This is a genomic window from Sphingobium sp. (assembly GCF_003248505.1).
GTDB lineage: Bacteria > Pseudomonadota > Alphaproteobacteria > Sphingomonadales > Sphingomonadaceae > Sphingobium.
In genome coordinates, this window is record NZ_QFOA01000005.1 from 108,012 (window position 1) to 128,890 (window position 20,879).

General features: G+C 62.2%; 17 protein-coding genes. 11 read left to right on the top strand and 6 right to left on the bottom strand.

Features of this window, described 5'->3' with window-relative positions:
• The first annotated feature begins 139 nt into the window (after positions 1-139).
• The 4 genes from DI606_RS03970 (at position 140) to DI606_RS03985 (ending at position 4,299) form a co-directional block, all read left to right on the top strand.
• Complete coding sequence (locus DI606_RS03970; protein ID WP_293979947.1) at positions 140-976, top strand: substrate-binding domain-containing protein; 837 nt, start codon at positions 140-142, stop codon at positions 974-976.
• Entirely contained in the window at positions 973-2,295 is a 1,323-nt protein-coding gene (locus DI606_RS03975) for an MFS transporter (protein ID WP_293979949.1), read from the top strand. Before DI606_RS03970 ends, DI606_RS03975 begins: the two co-directional genes overlap by 4 nt.
• Before the next feature lie 200 nt (positions 2,296-2,495).
• Positions 2,496-3,872, top strand: a complete 1,377-nt coding sequence (locus tag DI606_RS03980) for an MFS transporter (protein WP_293979951.1) — start codon at positions 2,496-2,498, stop codon at positions 3,870-3,872.
• 139 nt (positions 3,873-4,011) lie between these two features.
• The gene (locus tag DI606_RS03985) at positions 4,012-4,299 is read left to right on the top strand and encodes a hypothetical protein (RefSeq protein WP_293979952.1); all 288 of its coding nucleotides are present in this window, start codon (positions 4,012-4,014) and stop codon (positions 4,297-4,299) included.
• On the opposite strand, the gene DI606_RS03990 is transcribed toward DI606_RS03985, so the two are convergent.
• Both DI606_RS03990 and DI606_RS03995 read right to left on the bottom strand, forming a co-directional pair.
• Complete coding sequence (locus tag DI606_RS03990) at positions 4,281-4,775, bottom strand: isoprenylcysteine carboxylmethyltransferase family protein (RefSeq protein ID WP_293979953.1); 495 nt, start codon at positions 4,773-4,775, stop codon at positions 4,281-4,283. The two genes, DI606_RS03985 and DI606_RS03990, sit on opposite strands and share 19 nt — an antisense overlap.
• Complete coding sequence (locus DI606_RS03995) at positions 4,772-5,821, bottom strand: type III polyketide synthase (RefSeq protein WP_293979954.1); 1,050 nt, start codon at positions 5,819-5,821, stop codon at positions 4,772-4,774. The genes DI606_RS03990 and DI606_RS03995 overlap by 4 nt, the downstream gene beginning before the upstream one ends.
• A 131-nt stretch (positions 5,822-5,952) precedes the next feature.
• Between DI606_RS03995 and DI606_RS04000 the strand changes: the two genes are divergently transcribed.
• The 5 genes from DI606_RS04000 to DI606_RS04020 all read left to right on the top strand — a co-directional run bounded on the left by DI606_RS04000 (position 5,953) and on the right by DI606_RS04020 (position 11,006).
• Positions 5,953-7,521 carry a DHA2 family efflux MFS transporter permease subunit gene (locus tag DI606_RS04000; protein WP_293979956.1) on the top strand — a complete coding sequence of 523 codons (1,569 nt, stop codon included), beginning with the start codon at positions 5,953-5,955 and terminating at the stop codon, positions 7,519-7,521.
• 47 nt (positions 7,522-7,568) lie between these two features.
• A complete protein-coding gene (locus DI606_RS04005) occupies positions 7,569-7,856 on the top strand; it encodes a UvrB/UvrC motif-containing protein (protein ID WP_293979958.1) in 288 nt (95 codons plus the stop codon).
• Positions 7,853-8,095: a DUF3253 domain-containing protein gene (locus tag DI606_RS04010; protein WP_293979960.1), complete on the top strand. Its 243-nt coding sequence runs from the start codon at positions 7,853-7,855 to the stop codon at positions 8,093-8,095. The genes DI606_RS04005 and DI606_RS04010 overlap by 4 nt, the downstream gene beginning before the upstream one ends.
• Before the next feature lie 69 nt (positions 8,096-8,164).
• Positions 8,165-8,536 (top strand): LysR family transcriptional regulator, encoded by a 372-nt coding sequence (locus DI606_RS04015; protein WP_293979962.1) that lies wholly within the window; start codon positions 8,165-8,167, stop codon positions 8,534-8,536.
• Between the two features lie 100 nt (positions 8,537-8,636).
• Complete coding sequence (locus tag DI606_RS04020) at positions 8,637-11,006, top strand: TonB-dependent receptor (protein WP_293979964.1); 2,370 nt, start codon at positions 8,637-8,639, stop codon at positions 11,004-11,006.
• A gap of 81 nt (positions 11,007-11,087) precedes the next feature.
• On the opposite strand, the gene DI606_RS04025 is transcribed toward DI606_RS04020, so the two are convergent.
• From DI606_RS04025 to DI606_RS04040, 4 genes are read right to left on the bottom strand one after another with little or no spacing between them, the layout of a single operon-like run.
• The gene (locus tag DI606_RS04025; protein WP_293979965.1) at positions 11,088-12,602 is read right to left on the bottom strand and encodes a CRTAC1 family protein; all 1,515 of its coding nucleotides are present in this window, start codon (positions 12,600-12,602) and stop codon (positions 11,088-11,090) included.
• Between the two features lie 17 nt (positions 12,603-12,619).
• Positions 12,620-13,921 carry an MFS transporter gene (locus DI606_RS04030; protein WP_293979967.1) on the bottom strand — a complete coding sequence of 434 codons (1,302 nt, stop codon included), beginning with the start codon at positions 13,919-13,921 and terminating at the stop codon, positions 12,620-12,622.
• 33 nt (positions 13,922-13,954) lie between these two features.
• Entirely contained in the window at positions 13,955-14,953 is a 999-nt protein-coding gene (locus tag DI606_RS04035; RefSeq protein WP_293979968.1) for a FecR family protein, read from the bottom strand.
• Positions 14,913-15,506, bottom strand: coding sequence for an RNA polymerase sigma factor (locus tag DI606_RS04040; RefSeq protein WP_293979970.1), 594 nt, complete (start codon positions 15,504-15,506; stop codon positions 14,913-14,915). Before DI606_RS04040 ends, DI606_RS04035 begins: the two co-directional genes overlap by 41 nt.
• A gap of 157 nt (positions 15,507-15,663) precedes the next feature.
• Here DI606_RS04040 and DI606_RS04045 point away from each other — a divergent pair, with 157 nt between their 5' ends.
• Both DI606_RS04045 and DI606_RS04050 read left to right on the top strand, forming a co-directional pair.
• Positions 15,664-18,492 carry a TonB-dependent receptor gene (locus tag DI606_RS04045; protein ID WP_293979972.1) on the top strand — a complete coding sequence of 943 codons (2,829 nt, stop codon included), beginning with the start codon at positions 15,664-15,666 and terminating at the stop codon, positions 18,490-18,492.
• 51 nt (positions 18,493-18,543) lie between these two features.
• Positions 18,544-20,661 (top strand): penicillin acylase family protein, encoded by a 2,118-nt coding sequence (locus tag DI606_RS04050; protein ID WP_293979973.1) that lies wholly within the window; start codon positions 18,544-18,546, stop codon positions 20,659-20,661.
• Positions 20,662-20,879 lie beyond the last annotated feature (218 nt).

The window sequence follows — 20,879 nt, forward strand, 5'->3', positions numbered from 1 at the left end:
AGCTGCCCCATTTATTGCATTTGATAAATGCATCAACCGGCGCTTCTATCGTTGCCTAGGGACGGTGCCGACGGCGGCGATGCCCGGTATCGAAAAATGCAAGGAGAGCGAGGGTGCAGACATGTGGAACAGGCCGCGCATGAGGAGGCCCCACAGGCTTTCAAGCGGCAACCGGCCGAAAGCCACATTGTCCGCCGTCGCGGCGCTGCTGGTGTCGGCATGTCACACGGTTCCGGCCACCTCCCCCGCCGCGACCGCCAACGAAGTGCATGTCCTGAGCTCCGGCGGCTTCAGCGCCGCCTTCGACGCGCTGTCGCGACAATATAGCGCCGAGACGGGGACGAAGATCGTGACCGGACATGGGCCGTCCATGGGCGATACCGCCAACGCCATCCCCGCGCGCCTCGCCCGGCGCGAGGCAGTCGACGTGGTTATCCTGGCGCGGCCCTCGCTCGACAAGCTGGCCGACGCCGGACAAATCGTGCGCGATACGGAAGTCGATCTCGGCCTGTCCAAGATCGCCGTCGCCGTGAAGGAAGGTGCGCCTGTCCCCGACATATCGAGCGAAGCGGCGGTTCGATCGGCGCTGCTCAAGGCGAAATCGGTCGCTTGGTCGGACAGTGCCAGCGGCGTCTATATCCAGACGACGATGCTCGACAAGCTGGGCATCGCAGACCAGGTGCGCCCCAAGGGGCGTATGATCCCCGCGACGCCTGTCGGCAGGATCGTCGCCCGGGGCGAGGCGGAAATCGGATTTCAGCAACTGTCCGAGCTCAAGCCCGTCAAGGGCATCCGCATCGTCGGCTTGCTGCCCGAATCGCTCCAGAAGGTAACGCCTTTTTCCGGCGGCATCGTGTCCTATTCGACCAGGCAGAAACCGGCCCGCGCGCTGCTCGACTATCTCTCGTCTCCCAAGGCGCATGCCGCGATCCGGCAGACCGGCCTCGAACCTGCTTCGCAAAAGAGGAATCCATGACCGTCCCACCCATGCCTGCTGCGGGACAGCTGTCCCAGGCCACGGATGCCCGCAAGAAATCGGCTTTCAAATCCATCTTCATCGTTGCCAGCGGCAATTTCCTGGAGATGTTCGATTTCATGGTGTTCGGTTATTACGCCACCTATATTTCGAAGGCGTTTTTTCCGACCGGCAGCGAGTTCGCTTCGCTTCTCCTCACGCTGATGACCTTTGGCGCCGGGTTCCTGATGCGACCGGTGGGCGCGCTGGTCCTCGGCGCATATGTCGATCGTCATGGCCGCCGCAAAGGGCTGCTGCTGGTGCTGGGCCTGATGGCGCTGGGCACGCTCGCAATCGCGGTGACGCCGACGTACGAGCAGATCGGGCTTGCCGCGCCGCTCATCATTCTGGTCGGGCGACTGGTGCAGGGCCTGTCGGCAGGGGTCGAGGTGGGCGGCGTGTCGGTCTATCTGAACGAGATCGCGCCCCCCGGCCGCAAGGGCTTCTTCACGTCGTGGCAGTCCGCCAGCCAGCAGGCGGCGGTTGTCTTCGCCGCGCTCATCGGCCTGGCCGTGTCGACCAGCCTGCCGCCCGAAACCATGCAGGCCTGGGGCTGGCGCGTGCCGTTCATTATCGGCTGCATCATGATCCCGTTCCTCTTCGTCATTCGAAGTCATGTCGAGGAAACCGATGCTTTCCTTCAGCGCAAGGAGCATCCCAGGGTCGCGGAGATCATGCGGATCATCGGTGCCAACTGGGGCATCGTGCTTCAAGGCGCGTTGATGGCAGTCATGACCACCGTCTTCTTCTACATGATCACCGCCTATACGCCGACCTTCGGCAGCAAGGTGCTGAACCTTGGCGCGGGAGAGGGATTGTTCGTCACGGCATGCGTGGGCATCGCCAACTTCGTCCTGCTGCCGGCGATGGGGGCGCTGTCGGACCGCATCGGTCGTCGCCCGCTGCTGATTGCCGCGACGCTGCTGGGCGCGGTGCTCGCCTATCCGCTGATGAGCTGGCTGGTGTCGGCGCCGACTTTCGGCAAGCTGCTGACGGTCGAATTGTCGCTCGCGGCGATCTACGCCACCTATAACGGCGCGTTCATCGTCTATCTGACGGAAATCATTCCGGGCCATGTCCGCACCGTGGGCTTCAGCCTCGCCTACAGCATGGCGACCGCGATCTTCGGTGGGTTCACCCCCGCGATCAGCACCGCGCTGATCGGGGCGACGGGCGACAAGGCGATCCCCGGCGCCTGGTGCGCAGCCGCCGCGCTGCTGTCCCTTCTCGCGCTGCTGATCGGCAGCCGTGTCAACCGGCGGGTGATCGACCGTGCCTGATGCTCTATCCTCGTCGAACGTGACGAGAGTGGCATTGAGAGCTAAGGTCCGGGCGGGCGATCCCGTCCGGAGTGCGTCGGTCGAACGATGGGAGAAACGGGTTCCGGTGAGGTTGGACAGCAACGTACCGAAAAGGTTCGGCACCGTCGGCGATAAGCAGCGTTGTGTCGCACAATATGTCGTCAAAGTCCGGACAGCCTTTGCCTGAACCCCGCCGCCCTTATCGTGTAATCGCGCTCGTCGTCGCGTTCGCCCTGTTCATGCAGCAGCTGGATGCGACGATCCTGTCCATCGCCCTTCCGGCGATGTCGCGCGATTTCGGCATTCCTGCCTCGGGCCTTAGCCTGGCTCTTACGTCATATCTCGTCGCGCTGGCCGTCTTCATCCCGGCGAGCGGCGGTCTGGCGGACCGTTTCGGCTCGCGGACCATATTCTGCGCCGCGATTGCAATCTTCATGGCAGGGTCCATCGCCTGTGCGCAATCGTCCACTCTCGCAGAGCTGGTCGCCGCGCGTTTGTTTCAGGGCATCGGCGGCGCCATGATGGTGCCTGTCGGTCGCCTCGTTCTGTTGCGGAGCGTCGAAAAAGAGGATTTGGTGGCCGCCTTGTCCTGGCTGGTGATGCCCGCGCTCGTCGGCCCCATCGTCGGACCGCCGATCGGCGGCCTGATCGTGACCTATCTCGACTGGCGCTGGATTTTTTATCTCAACATCCCGATCGGCGTCGTCGGTCTTGGCCTTGCGGTCTGGCTGATGCCGCAGATCAAGTCCGCTGCCGTAGCGCGATTCGACATGGCGGGCTTTCTGCTGTCCGGAATAGCGCTCGGATCCCTGGTGTTCGGCCTGGAACTGGTCACCCATCCCATGTCTGTCGCGGTAATCGCCGCGCTTCTGGGATGCGGTTGTCTTTTTGCTGCGATCTATTTTCGTCATGCGCAGCGCGTCACCGATCCGATTCTCGACCTTTCCCTTTTCAGGACACCGACCTTCGGGCTTTCCGTTGCAGGCGGAACGCTCATCCGCATCGCGCAGGGCGCGCAACCTTTTCTGCTGCCCCTGCTCTTCCAACTCGGCTTTGGCCTGTCCGCCGCCACGGCCGGCGCCATCATGATGGCCAATGCGCTGGGCGCTCTTGCCATGAAGCCATTGGCGCCGCTCATCATCCGCCGCTTCGGTTACCGCGCCAGCCTTGCCGGTGCGAGCGTAGGGGCTTCGATCGCCATCGCCAGTTGCGCCCTGTTCAGCCCGGGGTGGCCCCATATCGCCTTGGCCACGATCCTGTTCGTATCGGGATTCTTCACGTCGCTGCTCTTCACCGGATACAACGCCATGGCGTTCGTCGATCTGGACGAAAGAACAATGAGCGCGGCTACGAGCCTTTACGCTACCTTCCAACAGCTCAGCCTGTCGCTGGGCATCTGCTTTGCGGCCAGCTTGCTTGAGCTTGGCGGGCCGACTTCCGTCGACACGATTGCCCCTGTCTTCGTGATCATCGGCATGACCGCCTTCGGCGCAACATTCATCAACCGAAAGATACCCACGGTCGCACCGGGCGCTTCGAAGGTGGGCGAACCCTGAATGCGCTTACAGGATCGATCCTGATGCAGCACAGGCCGCCTGCGGTCCCGCGTTTCCCTTTTGCCTCTTCATCGAAGGTTCACTCTGCCGCTGCAAAATCCTGCAGTATATTCTTGGCCCCATAGGGAGACGGCACGGCATGAAGATGCGCGATCTTGGTGAATTGGCGGGCGTAGGCACCCTGCTACTATGGGCCGTAGCCGCACCAGCCGTGCAGGCGCAATCCGATCCGGGCAAGAAAGCCTGTGTGAAGGAAGCGCGGCTACTGTGCCCGGCGGAAATGAAGAGCATGAGCCGGAAGAAGGTCGAAGCTTGCATGATCGCAAATATCGAGCGGACATCGCCTGCATGTCATGCGGCGATGTTGCGCATCAAGGCGGAGCGCGAGGCGAACGCCAAGCGTTCGGGTCATGACGAAGGACGATAGAGCGCGCGATTTTCCGCGCCGATCCTGACGTAAAGCATGGCCGCGTTGAGCAGCGTGAACAGCGCCGCGATCCATAACAGGCCGAACACGAGCGGAAGCACCGCGATTTCGGCGGTCACGACGGCATAATTTGGGTGGCGGAGAAACCGGAAAGGTCCCTTGCGGACCAGCGTCGCCGCAGGGGTCACGATGATACGGGTCGTCCAGCGCGACCCGAGCGTCACGAGCACCCAGACCCGCATAAGTTGCAGCACGGCGAAAACGAGCAGCAGCGGCAGGTTGACATCCCGCCCTCCGACGGTCAGCCACAGAGCCGCGAGCCAGGCGGTGTGCATCGTGACCATGACCGGATAATGGCTTGCACCCACTTCATACGCGCCGCCTGCGAGCAGCCGGGCGGTGTTGCGGCGGGCGATCGCCAGTTCGCTCAGCCTTTGCAGCGTGACGAAAGCCATGATGGCATAAGGCAGCGTCATGCCGGACACCGCAACGTCACGGTCGACGCGGTAAAGCCCGGGCCCAGCGCATTCAGGACGGACAGGGGCGGCAGTCCCGCCCGACGGTATCGGTCGAGTACGAAGAGGATGGTCGGTGCCGACATATTGCCGTGATCGTACAACACTTCGCGTTCCTTGATGAGCGACCCTTGATTAAGCGATAAAGCGTCCTCCAGCGCGTCGACGACTTTCGCGCCACCGGGATGGCATATGAACTGATCGACATCGTCGATGCCAAGGCCCTGCGGGGCCAGCATCTCGGCCATCGCCTGCCGCATCTCCCGCCGGGCGAACACCGGGATGGCACGGTTCAGAACGACGCCAAGGCCGGTGGGCTCGGCACGCCAGCCCATGATGTCGAGCGTTTCGTTCCAAGTCTTTTCGGCGTTTCCGGTGATGTGGGCGAAGCCGTCTGTACCCGTCCGCAAGATACACGCGGCCGCTCCGTCCCCGAAAAGGGCGGTCGAAACGATGTCCGCCTTGTCCGCGTGATCTGTTCGCAAGGCCAGGCTGCACAGTTCGACCGTGACGAACAATATCGTCGATCCCGGCATGGCCCGTGCAAGCTTGCTGGCCAGGCCGAGGCCCGTTGCGCCGCCGGCGCAGCCCAGACCGAAGACCGGGACACGCTGGACATCGTTGCGGAACGGCAGCCGCGCCATTGCGCGTGCCTCAAGACTGGGCGTTGCGATACCTGTCGATGACACGGTAACGATCGCATCGACATCCTGAGCGCGAACGCCGGCCTGTTCGATCGCCTTTTGCGCGGCGGCGACGAACAGGTCCACTGCGACATCGAGATAGACAGCTGCACGTTCGGGGAAAGAGCGGGGGCTGCGATACCAGTCCACCGGCATGGCAAGCTGGCGGTTCGAAACGCCTGCATTCGCATAGACCGAGGACAGGCGTTCGAAATCGGCGAAATCCTTGCCGATCAGATCGCGTGCCGTTTCGAGCGCCTGTGCCTGGGAGAGATGATAAGGCGGCGTTTCCGTCGCTAGCGATAATAGGGAAACCGGTTTCAAATAAGGCCGCCTGACGTAACCGGGGGACCGGCAAAAAAGGTTCTTGTGCGCAACGAGTTTGCCCATCACGAGTTCCCTTTGTCTAGTAGCGATCGTGCGAGAGACACAAGGGCCGACGGGGTGGCACGGTTATGAATGATGGGGGCGACCTGAACGGTTGCGAAACGCAGACCGCCGGATATCGTGAGTGGATCGGTTTTGTCCTGATGTGCGTCGGGATGTTCATGGCGATCCTCGACATCCAGATCGTCGCCACATCCCTCCCCGCCATCCAGGCGGCGCTCCATATTGCGCCCGACCAGATGATATGGGTGCAGACGGCTTACCTCACCGCCGAAATCGTCGCCATACCGCTGACCGGGTATCTGACCGCGAGACTGGGTATGCGCTGGCTGTTCCTGAGCGCGATCAGCCTCTTCACGGTCGCCTCGTTCGGCTGCGCGATGAGCAACGACTTTCACCAGTTGGTCGCATGGCGGATCGTACAGGGATTTTCCGGCGGCACGCTGATCCCCGCAGTGTTTGCCGCCGTATTCCTGCTCTTTCCGCCTCGTTCGCAGGCGCTGGCGACGACGATCGCGGGGGTGGCGGCGGTCCTGGCGCCCACTATCGGCCCGATTGTCGGCGGATGGATCACGCAATCCTATTCCTGGCACTGGCTGTTCCGCATCAACATCCTTCCGGGCATCGTCGCTGCGACGGGCGTGGCGATCTTTCTGCGCGGAAAGGTCGCCGAACGGCACCGTGCGCGGCCCATCGACATTCTGGCGCTCATATTGCTCGGCACTGCCCTCGTCGCGTTGCAGATCGGTCTTAAAGACGCGCCGTCCCTGGGATGGAGAGCGCCTTCTGTCCTTGTCCTGCTAGGTTTGTCCGCAGTGAGCGCGGCAGCCTTCATCGGGCGGACATGGGTTTCGGCCTGCCCGCTGGTCGAATTGCGCTGCTTTGCCGATCGCCATTTTACGATCGGGTGCGTCCTGAGCTTCGTGCTCGGGTTCGGCCTGTTCGGATCGACCTACCTGATGCCCTTTTTCCTGGGGTTGGTGCGCGATCACGGCCCGCTGCGCATCGGCGAGATCATGCTGGTGACAGGCCTCGCTCAACTCGCAACGGCGCCGCTTGCCGTCTATGCCGAGCGCCGGGTCGATCCCCGGTGGCTCACCGCCTTCGGCTTCGGGCTGTTTGCGATCGGCCTTCTGATGAGCGCGCATCAAACCGCGCAGACAGACTTTGCCGACATGCTGATCCCCCAGATCGTGCGGGGCGCGGCCATCATGTTCTGCCTGCTGCCCCCGACGCGGATGGCGCTGGGGCGATTGCCCGCGGCGATGGTGGCGGACGGGAGCGGTCTGTTCAACCTCATGCGCAACTTAGGTGGCGCTGTCGGCCTGGCGATGATCGACACCACGATATTCGGCAGGGCGGCGAACGAAGCCAGCCAGATTGCCGGAAAGCTACGCGCGGGCGATGTGGCGACGGCAGTGCGGATCGGCATACCCAGGGACGCTTTCCTCGAACAACGCGGACAGCCTGTCGACGAATTCACGACGGAGATGATCCGGCCTCTGGTGGAGAAGGCGTCGCTCGTCCCTGCGGTGAACGCGGCCTGGCTTTTATGCGGATTGCTGACGGCGCTCGTCCTGCTGACGCTGCTGTTTGCAAGGCGGAGCCATATGCCGACCGACGCGGCGGACCGGTAAGCCGACATCCGTCGGTTGCCAATTGCCGTTCCGCGCGTTGGTCCCGGATGGCTGACACGATCGAGACCCTTGAAATGCGGATGGAAGCCGCGGCGCTGGCACTGGACTTCGAGGAAGCCCGGCGGTGTCGCGACATGATCAACCTCATGCGTGGCGGTGCGACCGCGGAAGAAGCGGCGAAGGCGGATTTTTCCGGGCTGGAACGACCGAAGCCCGGAGCGATGGGGCTGGGGACAAGCCAGCAGAAGATGGTATCGCCGCCCGGCTGGAAACCGCCTTCCAAACCCGATCCGATGACAAAAGGTCGTAGTTCGCCCAAAGGCAAAAGGCGATGAATGTGCGGGCAGCGCGCAAGGCGGCGATGGCCCTTATTGCAGAGAGGCAGGAGGGAAAGACCGTCTGCCCTAGCGAAATCGCGCGCGCAATGACGCAGGGCCACAATTGGCGGGATGCAATGCCGCAGGTCCATGAGGCCATCGATGCGTTGCTGGTCGAAGGATCGGTGCAACTGAGCTGGAAGGGCGAGATCATGACGGAACGGTCCGGCCCCTATCGGATCGGTCGGCCGGATTAGCCCTTTATGGCCGATGGGGCGGAAGGCCGCACCTTGCCATATGACAGGCCGATCATATAGGCACAGGGCATGAAGATAGGCGCACTCTGGCTGAAATTGCAGATCGCCTGCGGGGATGCCGTTGCGCTGGGGCCGGGCAAGGCAGACCTGCTCGACGCCATCGCGGCGCAGGGGTCCATATCCGCTGCCGCTCGCGCGATGGGGATGAGCTATCGTCGGGCATGGCTTCTGGTCGACGAGATGAACCGCTGCTTCGATCCCCCGCTCGTGGAAACCTTGAAGGGGGGCGGCGTCGAACGGGGCGCACGCGTCACGCCGACCGGCATCGACGTTCTTCACGCCTATCGCGAAATGGAGCGGGACGCGGCCACAATCTCCGACCGGCCCGCTTATGCGCGGTTGCGAGCGAGCCTGCGGGCCGAACCCCTCCCGCCCGGATAGGGCACGGCACCTCCTTTATGTCTATATACGATTGAATATAGACTCGATATACGAACGAACATCATGAACGGGGACACCCGTGCAACAGGGGTGTCCGTCGATGTCGAAGCGTTTTGCGATCTTCTTATGTGGCGTTTGCTCGATCCTGCCGGGTCCATCCGCTTTCGCCCGGACGCCCGGCCCGTCTCCCGATGCGAACGCATTGCCGGATGTGATCGTCACAGCACGACGCCGGCCAGAAAGCGCGCAGAAGGTGCCTGCTGCCCTGTCCGTCGTCGGCGGCGATCTGCTCGACCGCAGCTACACGATCAACACCCAGGGACTGACGACGCTCCTTCCCAGCCTCAATTACAGTTCGGCCAATCCCCGCAATACCGCCTTCACCATCCGCGGATTGGGGTCGAGCGTGGTGGCTGTCAGCCAGGCCAACGACGGTCTGGAGCCAGGCGTCGGATTCTACGTCGATCAGGTCTATCACGCGCGACCGGCGACCGCCGCGTTCGACTTTGCCGACATCGAGCAGGTCGAGGAGTTGCGCGGGCCGCAAGGCACCTTGTTCGGCAAGAACACAACCGCAGGGGCCCTCAACATCACGTCGCGCGCGCCGACTTTCACGCCGGAGGCGTTCGTCGAACTGTCATATGGCCAACGCGACTTCGTGCAGGCGAAGGGGTGGGTGTCCGGGCCGATCACCGACACAATCGCCTATCGCCTGTCTGGCGTATCGACCCGCCGCGACGGCGTGATCCGCAACGTTCGAACCGGTCGCGACACCAACACTCTGGGCACGCAGGCAATAAGGGGGCAGTTATTGTTTCAGCCCGACGATGGGCTTCAAATCCGCCTCATTGCCGATTTCACGAATTTCCAGGCCTATTGCTGCGGCCAGGTCTATCTGCGCACGGGCCAGAGCCTGCGCCCCGCGAATCGTCAGTTCGGCGGCCCTGCAGGTCTTGCCGCTCAATTTGGCTATACCCCCGCCAGCACTAACCCCTATGACCGCGTGACCGACATCGACGGCCCGCTTGGCGTCGATACCGATGAGGGCGGCGTGAGCGCGATCGCCGACTGGAATCTGGGCTTTGCGACGCTCACGTCCGTCAGCGCATGGCGGTTCTGGAACTGGGACGCGGAAAACGACCGCGACTATACCGGTCTTCCCGTCCAGCTATCTCAGCACATTCCTTCGCGGCAGGACCAGTATAGCCAGGAATTGCGTCTCGCATCCAACGGCGCCGGGCCGGTTTCCTACGTAGCGGGGTTGTACGGATTTCGGCAAAAGCTCGTGGGGCGCCCGATCAGCGTCTACGGCCCCGCCGCGGCGCGCTACCTGATCGGGACCACGACCGGTGCGGCGGGCACGCCAGTCCCGGCGAACCTCCTCGACGGCTACGGCCAGGACGGTCGCACCGACTTTCGCAGCGTCAGCTATGCCGCGTTCGGCGAACTGAACTGGCGGGTCGTTCCGACCGTGACGGCCACGATCGGTCTGCGCTATACGCATGAGAAGAAGGACGGCTCTTATGACACGGTCGTCTCAGGCGGCCCCGCGACCGGGAATGCCGCGCTCATCAACGCGCGTCTGGGCGTGTTGCGCCCGCAAAGTTATGAGGCGCACGACAGCGATGGCAGTTTGTCCGGTCGCGGCAATATCGCATGGCAGGTGACGGAGGGTACGATGGCCTATGCCAGCTATGCGCGCGGTTTCAAGTCAGGCGGCATCAACATGTCGGGCCTGCCGCTGGATAATGGCAACCGCCCGGTTCTTGCGACCGCCGTCGTGCGTCCGGAGCGCAATCAAACTTATGAAATCGGCATCAAGAATAGCCTGTTAGACAGGCACCTTATATTCAATATCGACGGTTTTTACACGAAAGTGCACGATTTTCAGGCAACGGTCGTCGAAAATTCGCTGACCCAAACGGTGCAGTTGCGCGGTTATCTTTCCAATATTCCCGAAGTGACGGTGAAGGGGATCGAGGCGGACATGACAGCGGTGGTCGGGCGCGGCTTGAACCTGCGCGCCGGTTTGGCATGGTCGGACGGACGATATAGCGACTATCCTGCGGGCCCTTGCCCGCTGGAGGTACAGACGGCAGCGACGACACAGTGCAGCCTTACCGGACGCCGACTGGCCTCACTCCCTCGTTTGGCGCTCACCGCAGGGCTGGATTACACACGGCCTGTCGGGCGCGGCGAGGCATTCGCGCATATCGATACCGTGTCGCGCAGCGGTTACAACGGCGATCCCAGCCTGTCGCGCTTCACCTATATTCGCGGATATACGCTGACCAACGCCAATATCGGCTATCGCTTTGCCAATGGACTTGAGCTGGTCGTGTGGGCGCGCAACCTGTTCGATGCCGATTATATCCAGAACCTGACGATTCAGGCCGGCAATTCCGGCCTGATCCTGGGGTCGCCCAGCGAGCCACGCACGACCGGCGGGACAGTGCGGTTCCGGATATAGCGTGCCCCCGCCCCGCCGCGGCGGACCAGGAGAGTCTCCCTGTCCGTGGCGGAGGGTCTTTTCCGAAAAGATGCCGGAGGCTCAATCCTCCTGTTCCTTGATAACCAGCGATTTTCCATAATAATAAGACGGCTTGACCCCGGAAAGCGTCTGGAGCTTACGACCCTTCTTCGTCATCCAGGTGACTTCGACCTTCACAGGGGCGAGAGATTTTAGCCCGAAATGCAGCGGCGCTGCGTTTTCCGAATTGTACCCGTCCCCGGTCGATAGCTGGCGCGTAGCCAGTATCTTGCCCTTCCGGTCGTAGAGCCGCACTTCCGCGCCCATCCGGGTGAAGCGCCCCCGGGCATCGAGCAAGGTGATCGACAGGCTGCGTTTCGCGGCAGCACGATCGAGATCGTTGTGAAACAGGAAATGGCCGCCCTGGCTGGTATAGCCGCGCATCACGGACAGATCGAGCGCGCCGTCCCGGTCGTAATCGACCCACTGCACGCCATGGTCGCCGACATTGAGCCGGGACGTTTCGGTCAGAACCTGCCGGAAGCCCTTGCCGCCCTCATTGTGGAACAGGCTGTCCCTGGGCTGCTGCTGGTCACGGGGACCGTGATAGGAAGTCACGTAGAGATCGATATAGCCATCATTGTCATAATCGCCCCACACGGCACCCACCGCATGATTGTCGATCGCGACGCCCATGTCTTTTGCGACATTGGTGAACGTGCCGTCGCCATTGTTGCGATAGAGCGCGTTCACGCCGTAATTGGGGACGAACAGGTCCAGATAGCCGTCATTGTCGTAATCGCCGACCGCGCACCCGACGCCGCCTTCTTCCTTCGAACGCCCGGCATTGTCCATGCCAAGTTCGGGTGCGACGTCGGTGAACGTGCCATCGCCATTGTTGCGCCAGAGCGCATCGGTCGCACCGGACTGGTTGGCGAGAAATACGTCGAGGAAGCCGTCCCGATTATAGTCGAACCAGCATGCGCCGACCGTCGGGCGGCTGTCGGATACGCCGGTTCCGACCGATATCTGCACGAACTTGCCGCCATCGTTGCGATAAAGGCTGTTGGGACCGATCCGGTTCGCGGCATAGACGTCCAGATCTCCGTCATTGTCGACATCGACAAAGCTGGTCTGACGCGCGGATCTGTTGGGGATCGTCAGGCCCACCTCCGGCGCGACATTGGTGAACCTTTTGCCGCCTTCGTTATGGAATAGCAGGCTGAGATCGCCCGGCATGGTGGCGCCGCCCAGCAGGTCGATCCAGCCGTCTCCGTCATAATCGCCCCATGCCACACCGCGCATTTCCGGGCCGGACGTCGGCAGGCCCATCTGCGGCCCGACATCGACGAAGGTGCCTTTGTCGTTGCGGTATAGCCGGATGTTGCCGCCCTTCAAGGATACGACGAGGTCAAGATCGCCGTCATTGTCGAAGTCTGCCCAACTGTTGGACAGCGAACCGGCGATGGCGAAGTCGCCGGGCTGCACGGAAGTAAAGGGCGGCTCGCGAGAGACGGAAGCATCCTGTGCGAGCGCGGGCTGACAAAACAGGACGAGCGGCACGATATGGCAGAATCCGCGCGTGAATGACGGCATGAAATATCCCCTTCCTATCATATTTGGCTGGTTTTGCGGGTATCGGGCATCCGCAGGTAGACGATGAGGGACACACCGATCAGGGCGGTGACATACCAGTAGAAGCCCCCCTCCATCCCGATATGCTTGAGCCAGAGCGCGACATATTCAGCCGTGCCGCCGAAGAGCGTATTGGCGAGCGCATAAGGCAGCGCGACGCCGAGCGCGCGAATGTTGGCGGGAAAAAGCTCTGCCTTCACGATTGCGTTGATCGACGTGTAGCCGGTGACGATCACCAGCCCCGCCAGCACCAGCAAAAACGCCCCGAAGGACGAAGTGACGCTTTGCAATGTCCGGAAAATCGCTGTCGTGCAGAGAACGCCCGCAACGCCGAAACCCACAAGAAGCGGCTTGCGACCGATGCGGTCGGACAACCAGCCTGCCATGGGTTGCAGAAGCATGTAGATGAACAGCGCCGACGCCATGATCGCGGTTGCGGTCTGCCGTCCGAACCCGGCGCTGTTGACCAGGAATTTCTGCATATACGTGCTGTAGGCGTAGAAGGCGAGCGTGCCACCTGCGGTCAGCGCCATCACCAGCAGCACCTCGCGCGGATGCCGGCGGATGAGAGTGAGGCCGCTCGACCGGGGGTGTTCGGGGACCGCCGCACTCCGATTGAAGGCTTCGGTTTCCTTAAGGCCCCGGCGCAGCCGATAGACGCCGATCGCCATCAGGCCGCCGATCACGAAAGGCACGCGCCAGCCCCATCGTTCTAGCTGATACTCGCTGAGGAAGAGCTGGAGGATCAGAAGAACGCACAGTGCCAGGAGCTGCCCGGCGATCAGCGTCACATATTGGAAGCTGGAAAAGAAGCCGCGCCGATCCTTATGCGCCATTTCCGAAAGATAGGTCGCGCTTGCGCCATATTCGCCGCCGATAGACAGCCCCTGAACGAGGCGGGCAAGCAGCAGTAGCGCGGGCGCGGCGACGCCGATGCTGGCGTAGCTCGGTATCGCAGCGATCATCAAGGATCCGCCCGCCATCATCATGACCGACAGGGTCAACCCCGCCTTGCGCCCTTTTCGGTCGGCGTAGATCCCCATCGCCCACGCCCCGATCGGTCGCATGAGAAAACCTACGGCAAAAATCGCCGCAGCGTTCAGAAGCTGTGCCGTGCTGTCGTCCGAAGGGAAAAAGATTGGCGCGAAATAGAGGGTGAAGGCGGAATAGACATACCAGTCGTACCACTCGATCAGGTTGCCGATGGATCCGCCGATAATGGATTTAAGGCGGTCCCGGCGAGAAATCGTGGCAGGTGCGAAAGACGAAACATGGTTCATGTCCGTTGATACGGACGGCCCCGCGCCTTTCTGCTAACTGCCTTCCGCAGAAACCAGGATGATCGAATTGTCGCTGCCCGGAACGGCGCGAACGCCAAAGCCGCTTTCCAGCGCATCGACGAAATCCTGCGACCGATCGAGCCGGAAGGCTCCGCCGACCCGGAGGCTGGCGATCGCGGGATCGCCAATTACCAAGGGGTTGGCGCGATAACGATTGAACTCCTCGACCGCCTGCGCCAGCGTGTCGCCCTGAAATTCGACCAGGCCTTCCTGCCAGGCGGTACGCTGCTTGATCGTGGCAGGTTCGAGATGGGTGACGGCAATGCTGCCGCTTCGCACCGCAGCGCTCCGGCCGCTCTCGATCCGGCGGACAGCCGACGCTCCGTTGCGCACCGCGACAATGCCCTGGATAACCGTCAATTCCGTCACGTCGCTCCGCAGGCGCACGTTGAACTTCGTACCGATCGCGCGGACGAGCGTGCCATCGGCATTGACGATGAAGGGCCGCCTGGCATCGTGCGCGACATCGAACTGCGCCTCTCCCTTCAACAGCTTGATCGAGCGGATATCGTCGCGCAGCGCAACCTCGACCGAGCTGTCGGTATTCAGGTGGATCGTCGATCCATCGCCCAGCCTGACATTGCGCGTCTCACCCAGCGCCGTGCGATAATGGTCGACGGTCCCGATCAGGCGCAAGGTCACGGTGGATGCGATGCCAACGGCTGCCGCCGCCGCCGCCAAGCCGATGAGCACCCGCCGACGACCGATCGCGCGCGGCACCTGTCCCGCCGCTTCGTACGACAGGTCGGCGTGCGTCGGATGAGCCGCTGCCGATGCGGGTCGGTCGATCCGGCCAACGGGAAGTTCGTTCAGTCGCTCGGTCAGCTCCCAGCCCGCTTCCGCCTTGGCAAAGGCAAAGCCGTGCGCCGGATCCTGCGCGACCCAGGCATAAGCGACGGTCCAGTCCTCGTCCGCGTCGCTCGCACGCGCCTTAAGATAGAGGCGTGCCGCTTCCGCTTCGATCGCCTGCATCTCTTCTGCGCTTTTGTAGCGACCATCCAAATCCAGAACCCTCAAACTGTCCGATGGCTTGCATTATCTTTACTGCCGCGCGCGTCAAATGCTTGTCCACGGTAAAGACGGACAGGCCCATTTCCTCTGCTATCTCCTTCACCGGTTTCTCATGCACACGGCGAAGGATGAAGGCCCGACGGCATTGCGGGGGAAGCGTATCCAGTATCGCCTGAAGATGGCGCAGCTCATCGCGTGCATGAAGCGCTTCCTCGGTCGAGTTGTCAGCCTGGAGCACATCGAATTCGGCGACCGTCTCAAGCGACACGATCTTTTCGCGCCGCGCTTCGTCGATCAGCAGGTTGCGCGCGATCTGGAACAGAAAGGCCTTCCCGCTCAGGGGTCGCGAAATATCGCCATGCGCATAAGCGCGGGTCATGCATTCCGCGACGATATCGTCGATATCGTGCCGATGCGACAGCACGCGACGCAACCGCGACCGTAGCGCACCCTCGTGCGGGAGGATCGCTTGCTTGAACCAATCCAGCCTTGCCCTGATCGATTGCACGTTCACCCCGGTCCCCCTGCATCGTCATGTTTCGCTGGATCGATATCGAACAGCCTCGCGTCACGAAAATGAGATATTTTCAAGTGTCGATACCAGAAACGCGCACGTGCCCCGTATCCACCACTGAGGACCAGATCATTTGCGGTCATTTACGGGGGATATGATGACGCGTCATTTTCGACAGCTTTCCGAGTGCGCCATAGTCGCAGCCACCGCCTGGAGCAGCCAGGCCGCCGCGGCAGAGCCGGCCAGTTTCAAGATCCCCGCCCAGTCGATGCAGACCGCACTGCCCCTGTTCGCCAAGCAATCGGGAATCCAGCTTCTGTTCCCCTACGATCAGGTGGCAAGCCTTCACGCTCAATCGGTGAACGGGAAGATGACGCCGGAGGTCGCGCTTCAGCGACTGATCGCGGGATCGGGTCTCAAGATCACCTTGTCCAATAACAGCGTCATTGCCTTGTCTCTGAACCAGCAGGGGCAGAAGAGCCGCCCCGTGGAGGTCGCGAGCCTGGGCGTCACCGCGCTACCCTTCGCCATGCAGGCCGGGGCGGCCCCGCAGGTGGGCAGCGCCGCCGCCGAGGAGCCGGTCGGCGCGGCCATCGTCGTCACCGGATCGCGTGGACAGGCCCGCACCGTCACCGACAGTCCGACGCCGATCGACGTGATATCGGGCGAAGACCTCAACCGGACCGGCAGGGCGGGCGTGTTCCAGGCGCTCAACACGCTCGTCCCTTCATTCAACCTGCCGGTGCGCGCTGGCGGCGCGACCTCCACGGTCATCGCCACGGGCGGATTGCGCGGCCTCAACCCCGATCAGGCCCTGATCCTCGTCAACGGCAAGCGGCGGCACAAGACATCGCTCATCAACGCGGTTTCGACGCTCTATAACGGATCGGTCCCCGCCGATCTCGACATGATCCCGACATCCGCCGTCGACCATATCGAAGTGCTGCGCGACGGTGCGGCGGCGCAATATGGGTCGGACGCGATTGCGGGCGTCATCAACATCATCTTGAAGGACGATGCGAAGGGCGGATCGGCGAATGTCACCGCCGGGCAGAATTTCGACCGGTCCGATGGCGAGCTTTATCAGGCTGACCTGAACTTCGGCATGAAGCTCGGCGATGACGGCTTCGCCAATTTTTCGGTCAACCTCAAGAAACAGGAGATGTCGAACCGCGCCCTGCCGATCGCGGACTGTTCGGTGACGGCGACAACGACCTGTTTCTACCCGCTGGTGAACCGGCAGCTCGATCCCCGCGATGCGGCAGCGGTCGGCACGGACCGGATCGTGACCATCAGCTATGGCGTCATGCCTTCGCGCAGCGTCAACACCGCGCTCAACGCAGGCTATGATCTTGGCGGTGTCCAGCTTTACGCATTTGGCACCTATAGCCAAAGGCGGTCGGATTTATGGTACAGCTTTCGCTATCCCAAGGACATCAACAACGTCATCGGCATCTATCCCAGCGGCTATCGCCCCCACGTCAAGATCGACGAGGAAGATTTCGAATTCACGGTCGGGGCGAAGGGCGAAGTGGCCGGATGGGATTGGGACTTGTCGACCGGCTATGGCCGCAATCGCGCGCGTCAGTCGTCGGAAGGGACGCTCAATCCCTCGCTGGGACTGCTCAGCCCGACCGAATTCTATATCGGCACGCTCAAGTCTTCCGAATTCGTCACCTCGCTCGACGTGACACGCGGCTACAATGTGGGCGGGGGCAACCTTCAGGTGTCGGCGGGCGCACAGCATCGCCACGAGCGTTATCAGACTTTTGCCGGCGACCCCGCCAGCTATGCCGTCGGTCCCGCGATCGTATCGGGTATGACGCCTGGCGCGCAAAGTTCCGCAGGTTTCCAGCCGGACGATGCCGCCTCCATGTCGCGCGACAATTTCGCGCTGTATGCCGATGTCGCCTGGGACCCGAGCAAGGACATCACCATCGGCGCGGCGACGCGTTTCGAACATTATGACGACGGCAGCGGCGACACGCTGATCTGGAAAGTAAACGGTCGCTATGCCGCGACCGACTGGATCGCGTTCCGCGCTGCGGCGAACACCGGCTTTCGTGCGCCTGCCATCGCCCAGCAAATCTATACCCAGACCACCAACCAGTTCCGCACCGTCAACGGCATCCCCAACCAGTTGCTGCAAATCAAGACGCTGGCCGTCGACGACCCTGCCGCCATCGCGCTGGGCGCAAGGCCGCTTCAGCCGGAGACATCCTTCAACATTTCCGCAGGCGTGGTGTTGACCCCCCTGCCCAACTTCAACCTGACCATCGACGCCTATCAGATCGACGTCGACGATCGCATCACGATCACCAGCACGCTGACCGGCACGGCGATTTCCAATATCCTGATCGCCAGCGGTGTCCCCGCTGCCGAAGCCCGCACATTGACCGCCCAATATTATACCAACGCCATCGACACGCGCACGCGCGGCATCGACGTCGTCGCTTCCTACAAACACAGCCTGTTCGACAGCGTTAGCATGCAGTGGAACCTTGGCTTCAACTATAATAAGACCAGGATCACCCACATCATAGATAATCCACCCGAACTGGCCGCACTCGGCAGCGATTATGTGCTGTTCGACCGGGCGCGGCGCAGCAATATGACCAACAATCTGCCGCGTACGAAATTGTCGATCAGCAATCTGGCCACGATGGGAGATTTCACCTTGTCGTCCCGCCTGACCCGGTTCGGCGGCTTCAAATCCTTCCAGAACGGGGTCGTCGTCAACGGCGTCACCACCTACCCTAACGATCGCAGCTACGGCGCCAAGTGGCTGACGGACCTGGAAGCGAGTTGGCAGGTGACACCGCTCGTCAGCGTCTCGGTCGGCGCGAACAACATCTTCAACGTCTATCCCGACAGGAACCCGGCCGGGGACATCAGCGCAACGCTTGGCCAGGGCCAGTATCCCGGCACGTCGCCCATCGGCTTCACCGGCGGCTTCTACTATGCCCGTGTCGGGCTGACATTCTGATATATATCGCACATGCCGCGCCGCCCGAATGCAGGCGCCGCGGAACCTGACATGACAGGAGACAGTCTGGCTATGCGCCCCATCACGATCTGGCTTGCGGTTCTGGCCGCCTCGTCCGCCCTCACCGCTTCGGTCGCCGCGCCTTCGGGCAAAGGGGCCGGCGGCGAGATTTTGTGGGACAGCTTCGGCGTGCCGCATATCTACGCGAAGACAGAGGAAGGCGGTTTCTACGGCTTTGGCTATGCGCAGGCGCAAAGCCACGGCAATCTGCTGCTGCGCATGTATGGCGAAAGCCGCGCCCGGGCCGCCGAATATTGGGGCGACAAATATGAAAGCCAGGACAAATGGCTGGTCGCCAACGACGTTCCTGCCCGCTCGATCCGGTGGTTCAAGCAACAGACGCCGCAGATGCAGAAGAATCTCGATGCGTTCGCGGCCGGTATCAACGCCTATGCCGCGGCCCATCCAGACCGGATCGCCCAGGAGGTCAAGGTCGTGCTGCCGCTTAAAGGCGTGGATATCATCGCCCATGCGCAACGGCTGATGAATTTCGGCTATATCGCGTCCGACCGAAAGGTGCTGACCGATCCGTCGATCAACGAGGCGGGCGGATCCAATGCGTGGGCGGTCGCGCCCTCCCGATCGGCCAGCGGCAAGGCGATGCTGCTCGCCAACCCGCATCTGCCCTGGGCACCCAGCCAGTTGACCTATTACGAGGCGCAGATCACCGCGCCGGGCCTTGCCATCTACGGCGCGACGCAGGTCGGGCTTCCAGTGCTGCGCTTCGGTTTCAACAATGATCTGGGTTTTACCAATACCGTCAACACGATGCAGGGCTTCACCAGCTACAAGCTGACACTGGAGGGCGATGGATATCGTTTCGACGGCAAGACGCTGCCGTTCCGAACCGTCACGAAAAGCTATAAGGTGCGGCAGGCCGACGGGACGCTGAAGACCGTCAGCTTCGAGCAGAAGAGCACTGTGCACGGCCCGGTCTTCACCCTGCCCGACGGCAAGACGACCATTGCACTCAAGGTCGCGGGGCTCGACCGGCCCGGTGTGCTCGAACAATATCTGGACATGGGCAAGGCGCGCGACTGGGCGACGTTCGAAAAGGCGTTGCGCAAGATGCAGGTCGTGATGTTCAACATCATCTATGCCGACCGGGCGGGCCATATCCTGTACCTGGACAATGGGCTGTTGCCCAAGCATGCGGGCGGCGATCTGAAATACTGGTCCGCGCCTGTTCCGGGCGACACGTCGACGACGCTGTGGAAGGATGTCCACAGCTATGACGATATGCCCAAGCTGCTCGATCCCGCAACCGGCTTCGTACAGAATGCCAACGACCCGCCATGGCTGGCGACCTGGCCGCGCGCGCTCGATCCCAAGGCCTACCCTGCCTATGTTGCGCCCGTAGGACCGATGAGCCAGCGCGCGCAGATGTCGGTCAAGCTGATGACGAAGACGCCCAAGATCAGCTTCGACGATTTCATATCGCGCAAGCTGACGACGACATCGCTGATGGCCGAACGAATGCTGCCAGAGCTGCTGAACGCCGCTGCCGGTTCTGACGATGACGACGTCAAGGCAGCGACAGCACTGCTCAAGGGCTGGGATTATCGTTTCGAGCCGGGCAGCCGGGCGGCGTTGCTGTTCGAGACATGGGCAGCCCTGTTTGCGCCCAAAAACTTCACCGACCAAACCAATTATGCCGTCAAATGGACACTGGACGATCCGCTGGCAACGCCACGCGGCTTGAAGGACCCCGCCGCCGCCGTCACCATGTTGAAGCAGGCCGTCGCGAAGACAAAGCAACTATACGGCGCGATCGACCGCCCGTTCGGCGACGTGTCCCGCTTTCATATCGGCAACGTCAGCGTTCCCGGCAATGGCGGTTTCGGTAATGCCGGGGTGTTCCGTACCATGACGTGGGGGCCCATGAAGAATGGCGAGCGCACGCCCGTTCATGGAGAAACCTGGGTATCGATGGTGGAGTTCGGGACACCGATGAAGGCCGTGGGTCTGATGAGCTATGGCAATTCCAGCCAGCCTGGTTCGAAGCATAACAGCGATCAGCTGCAACTGCTGGCCGACAAGACGTTTCGTACCCTATGGATCAATCGCGCCGACATCGAGCGGCACCTGGAAGAGAAGACGAATTTTTGAAGGCCATCTGACTCGGCTTGGAAGGAGGTGTTTGACGCCATCGGTCGATCATTCGGTTCGGCCCGGTTTCCAAAGCCTCCCATTCAAAAGGAGCCGGGTGACCGGTTCCCGGCTGTATCGCGATTGCCTGCGCGCGCATTTGCCCGCTATGGGCGATATCGTCAGGCGGCGTCGACATTGGCATGAAGGGGGCGGCACCTTTCCGCCGAGCCACTCCA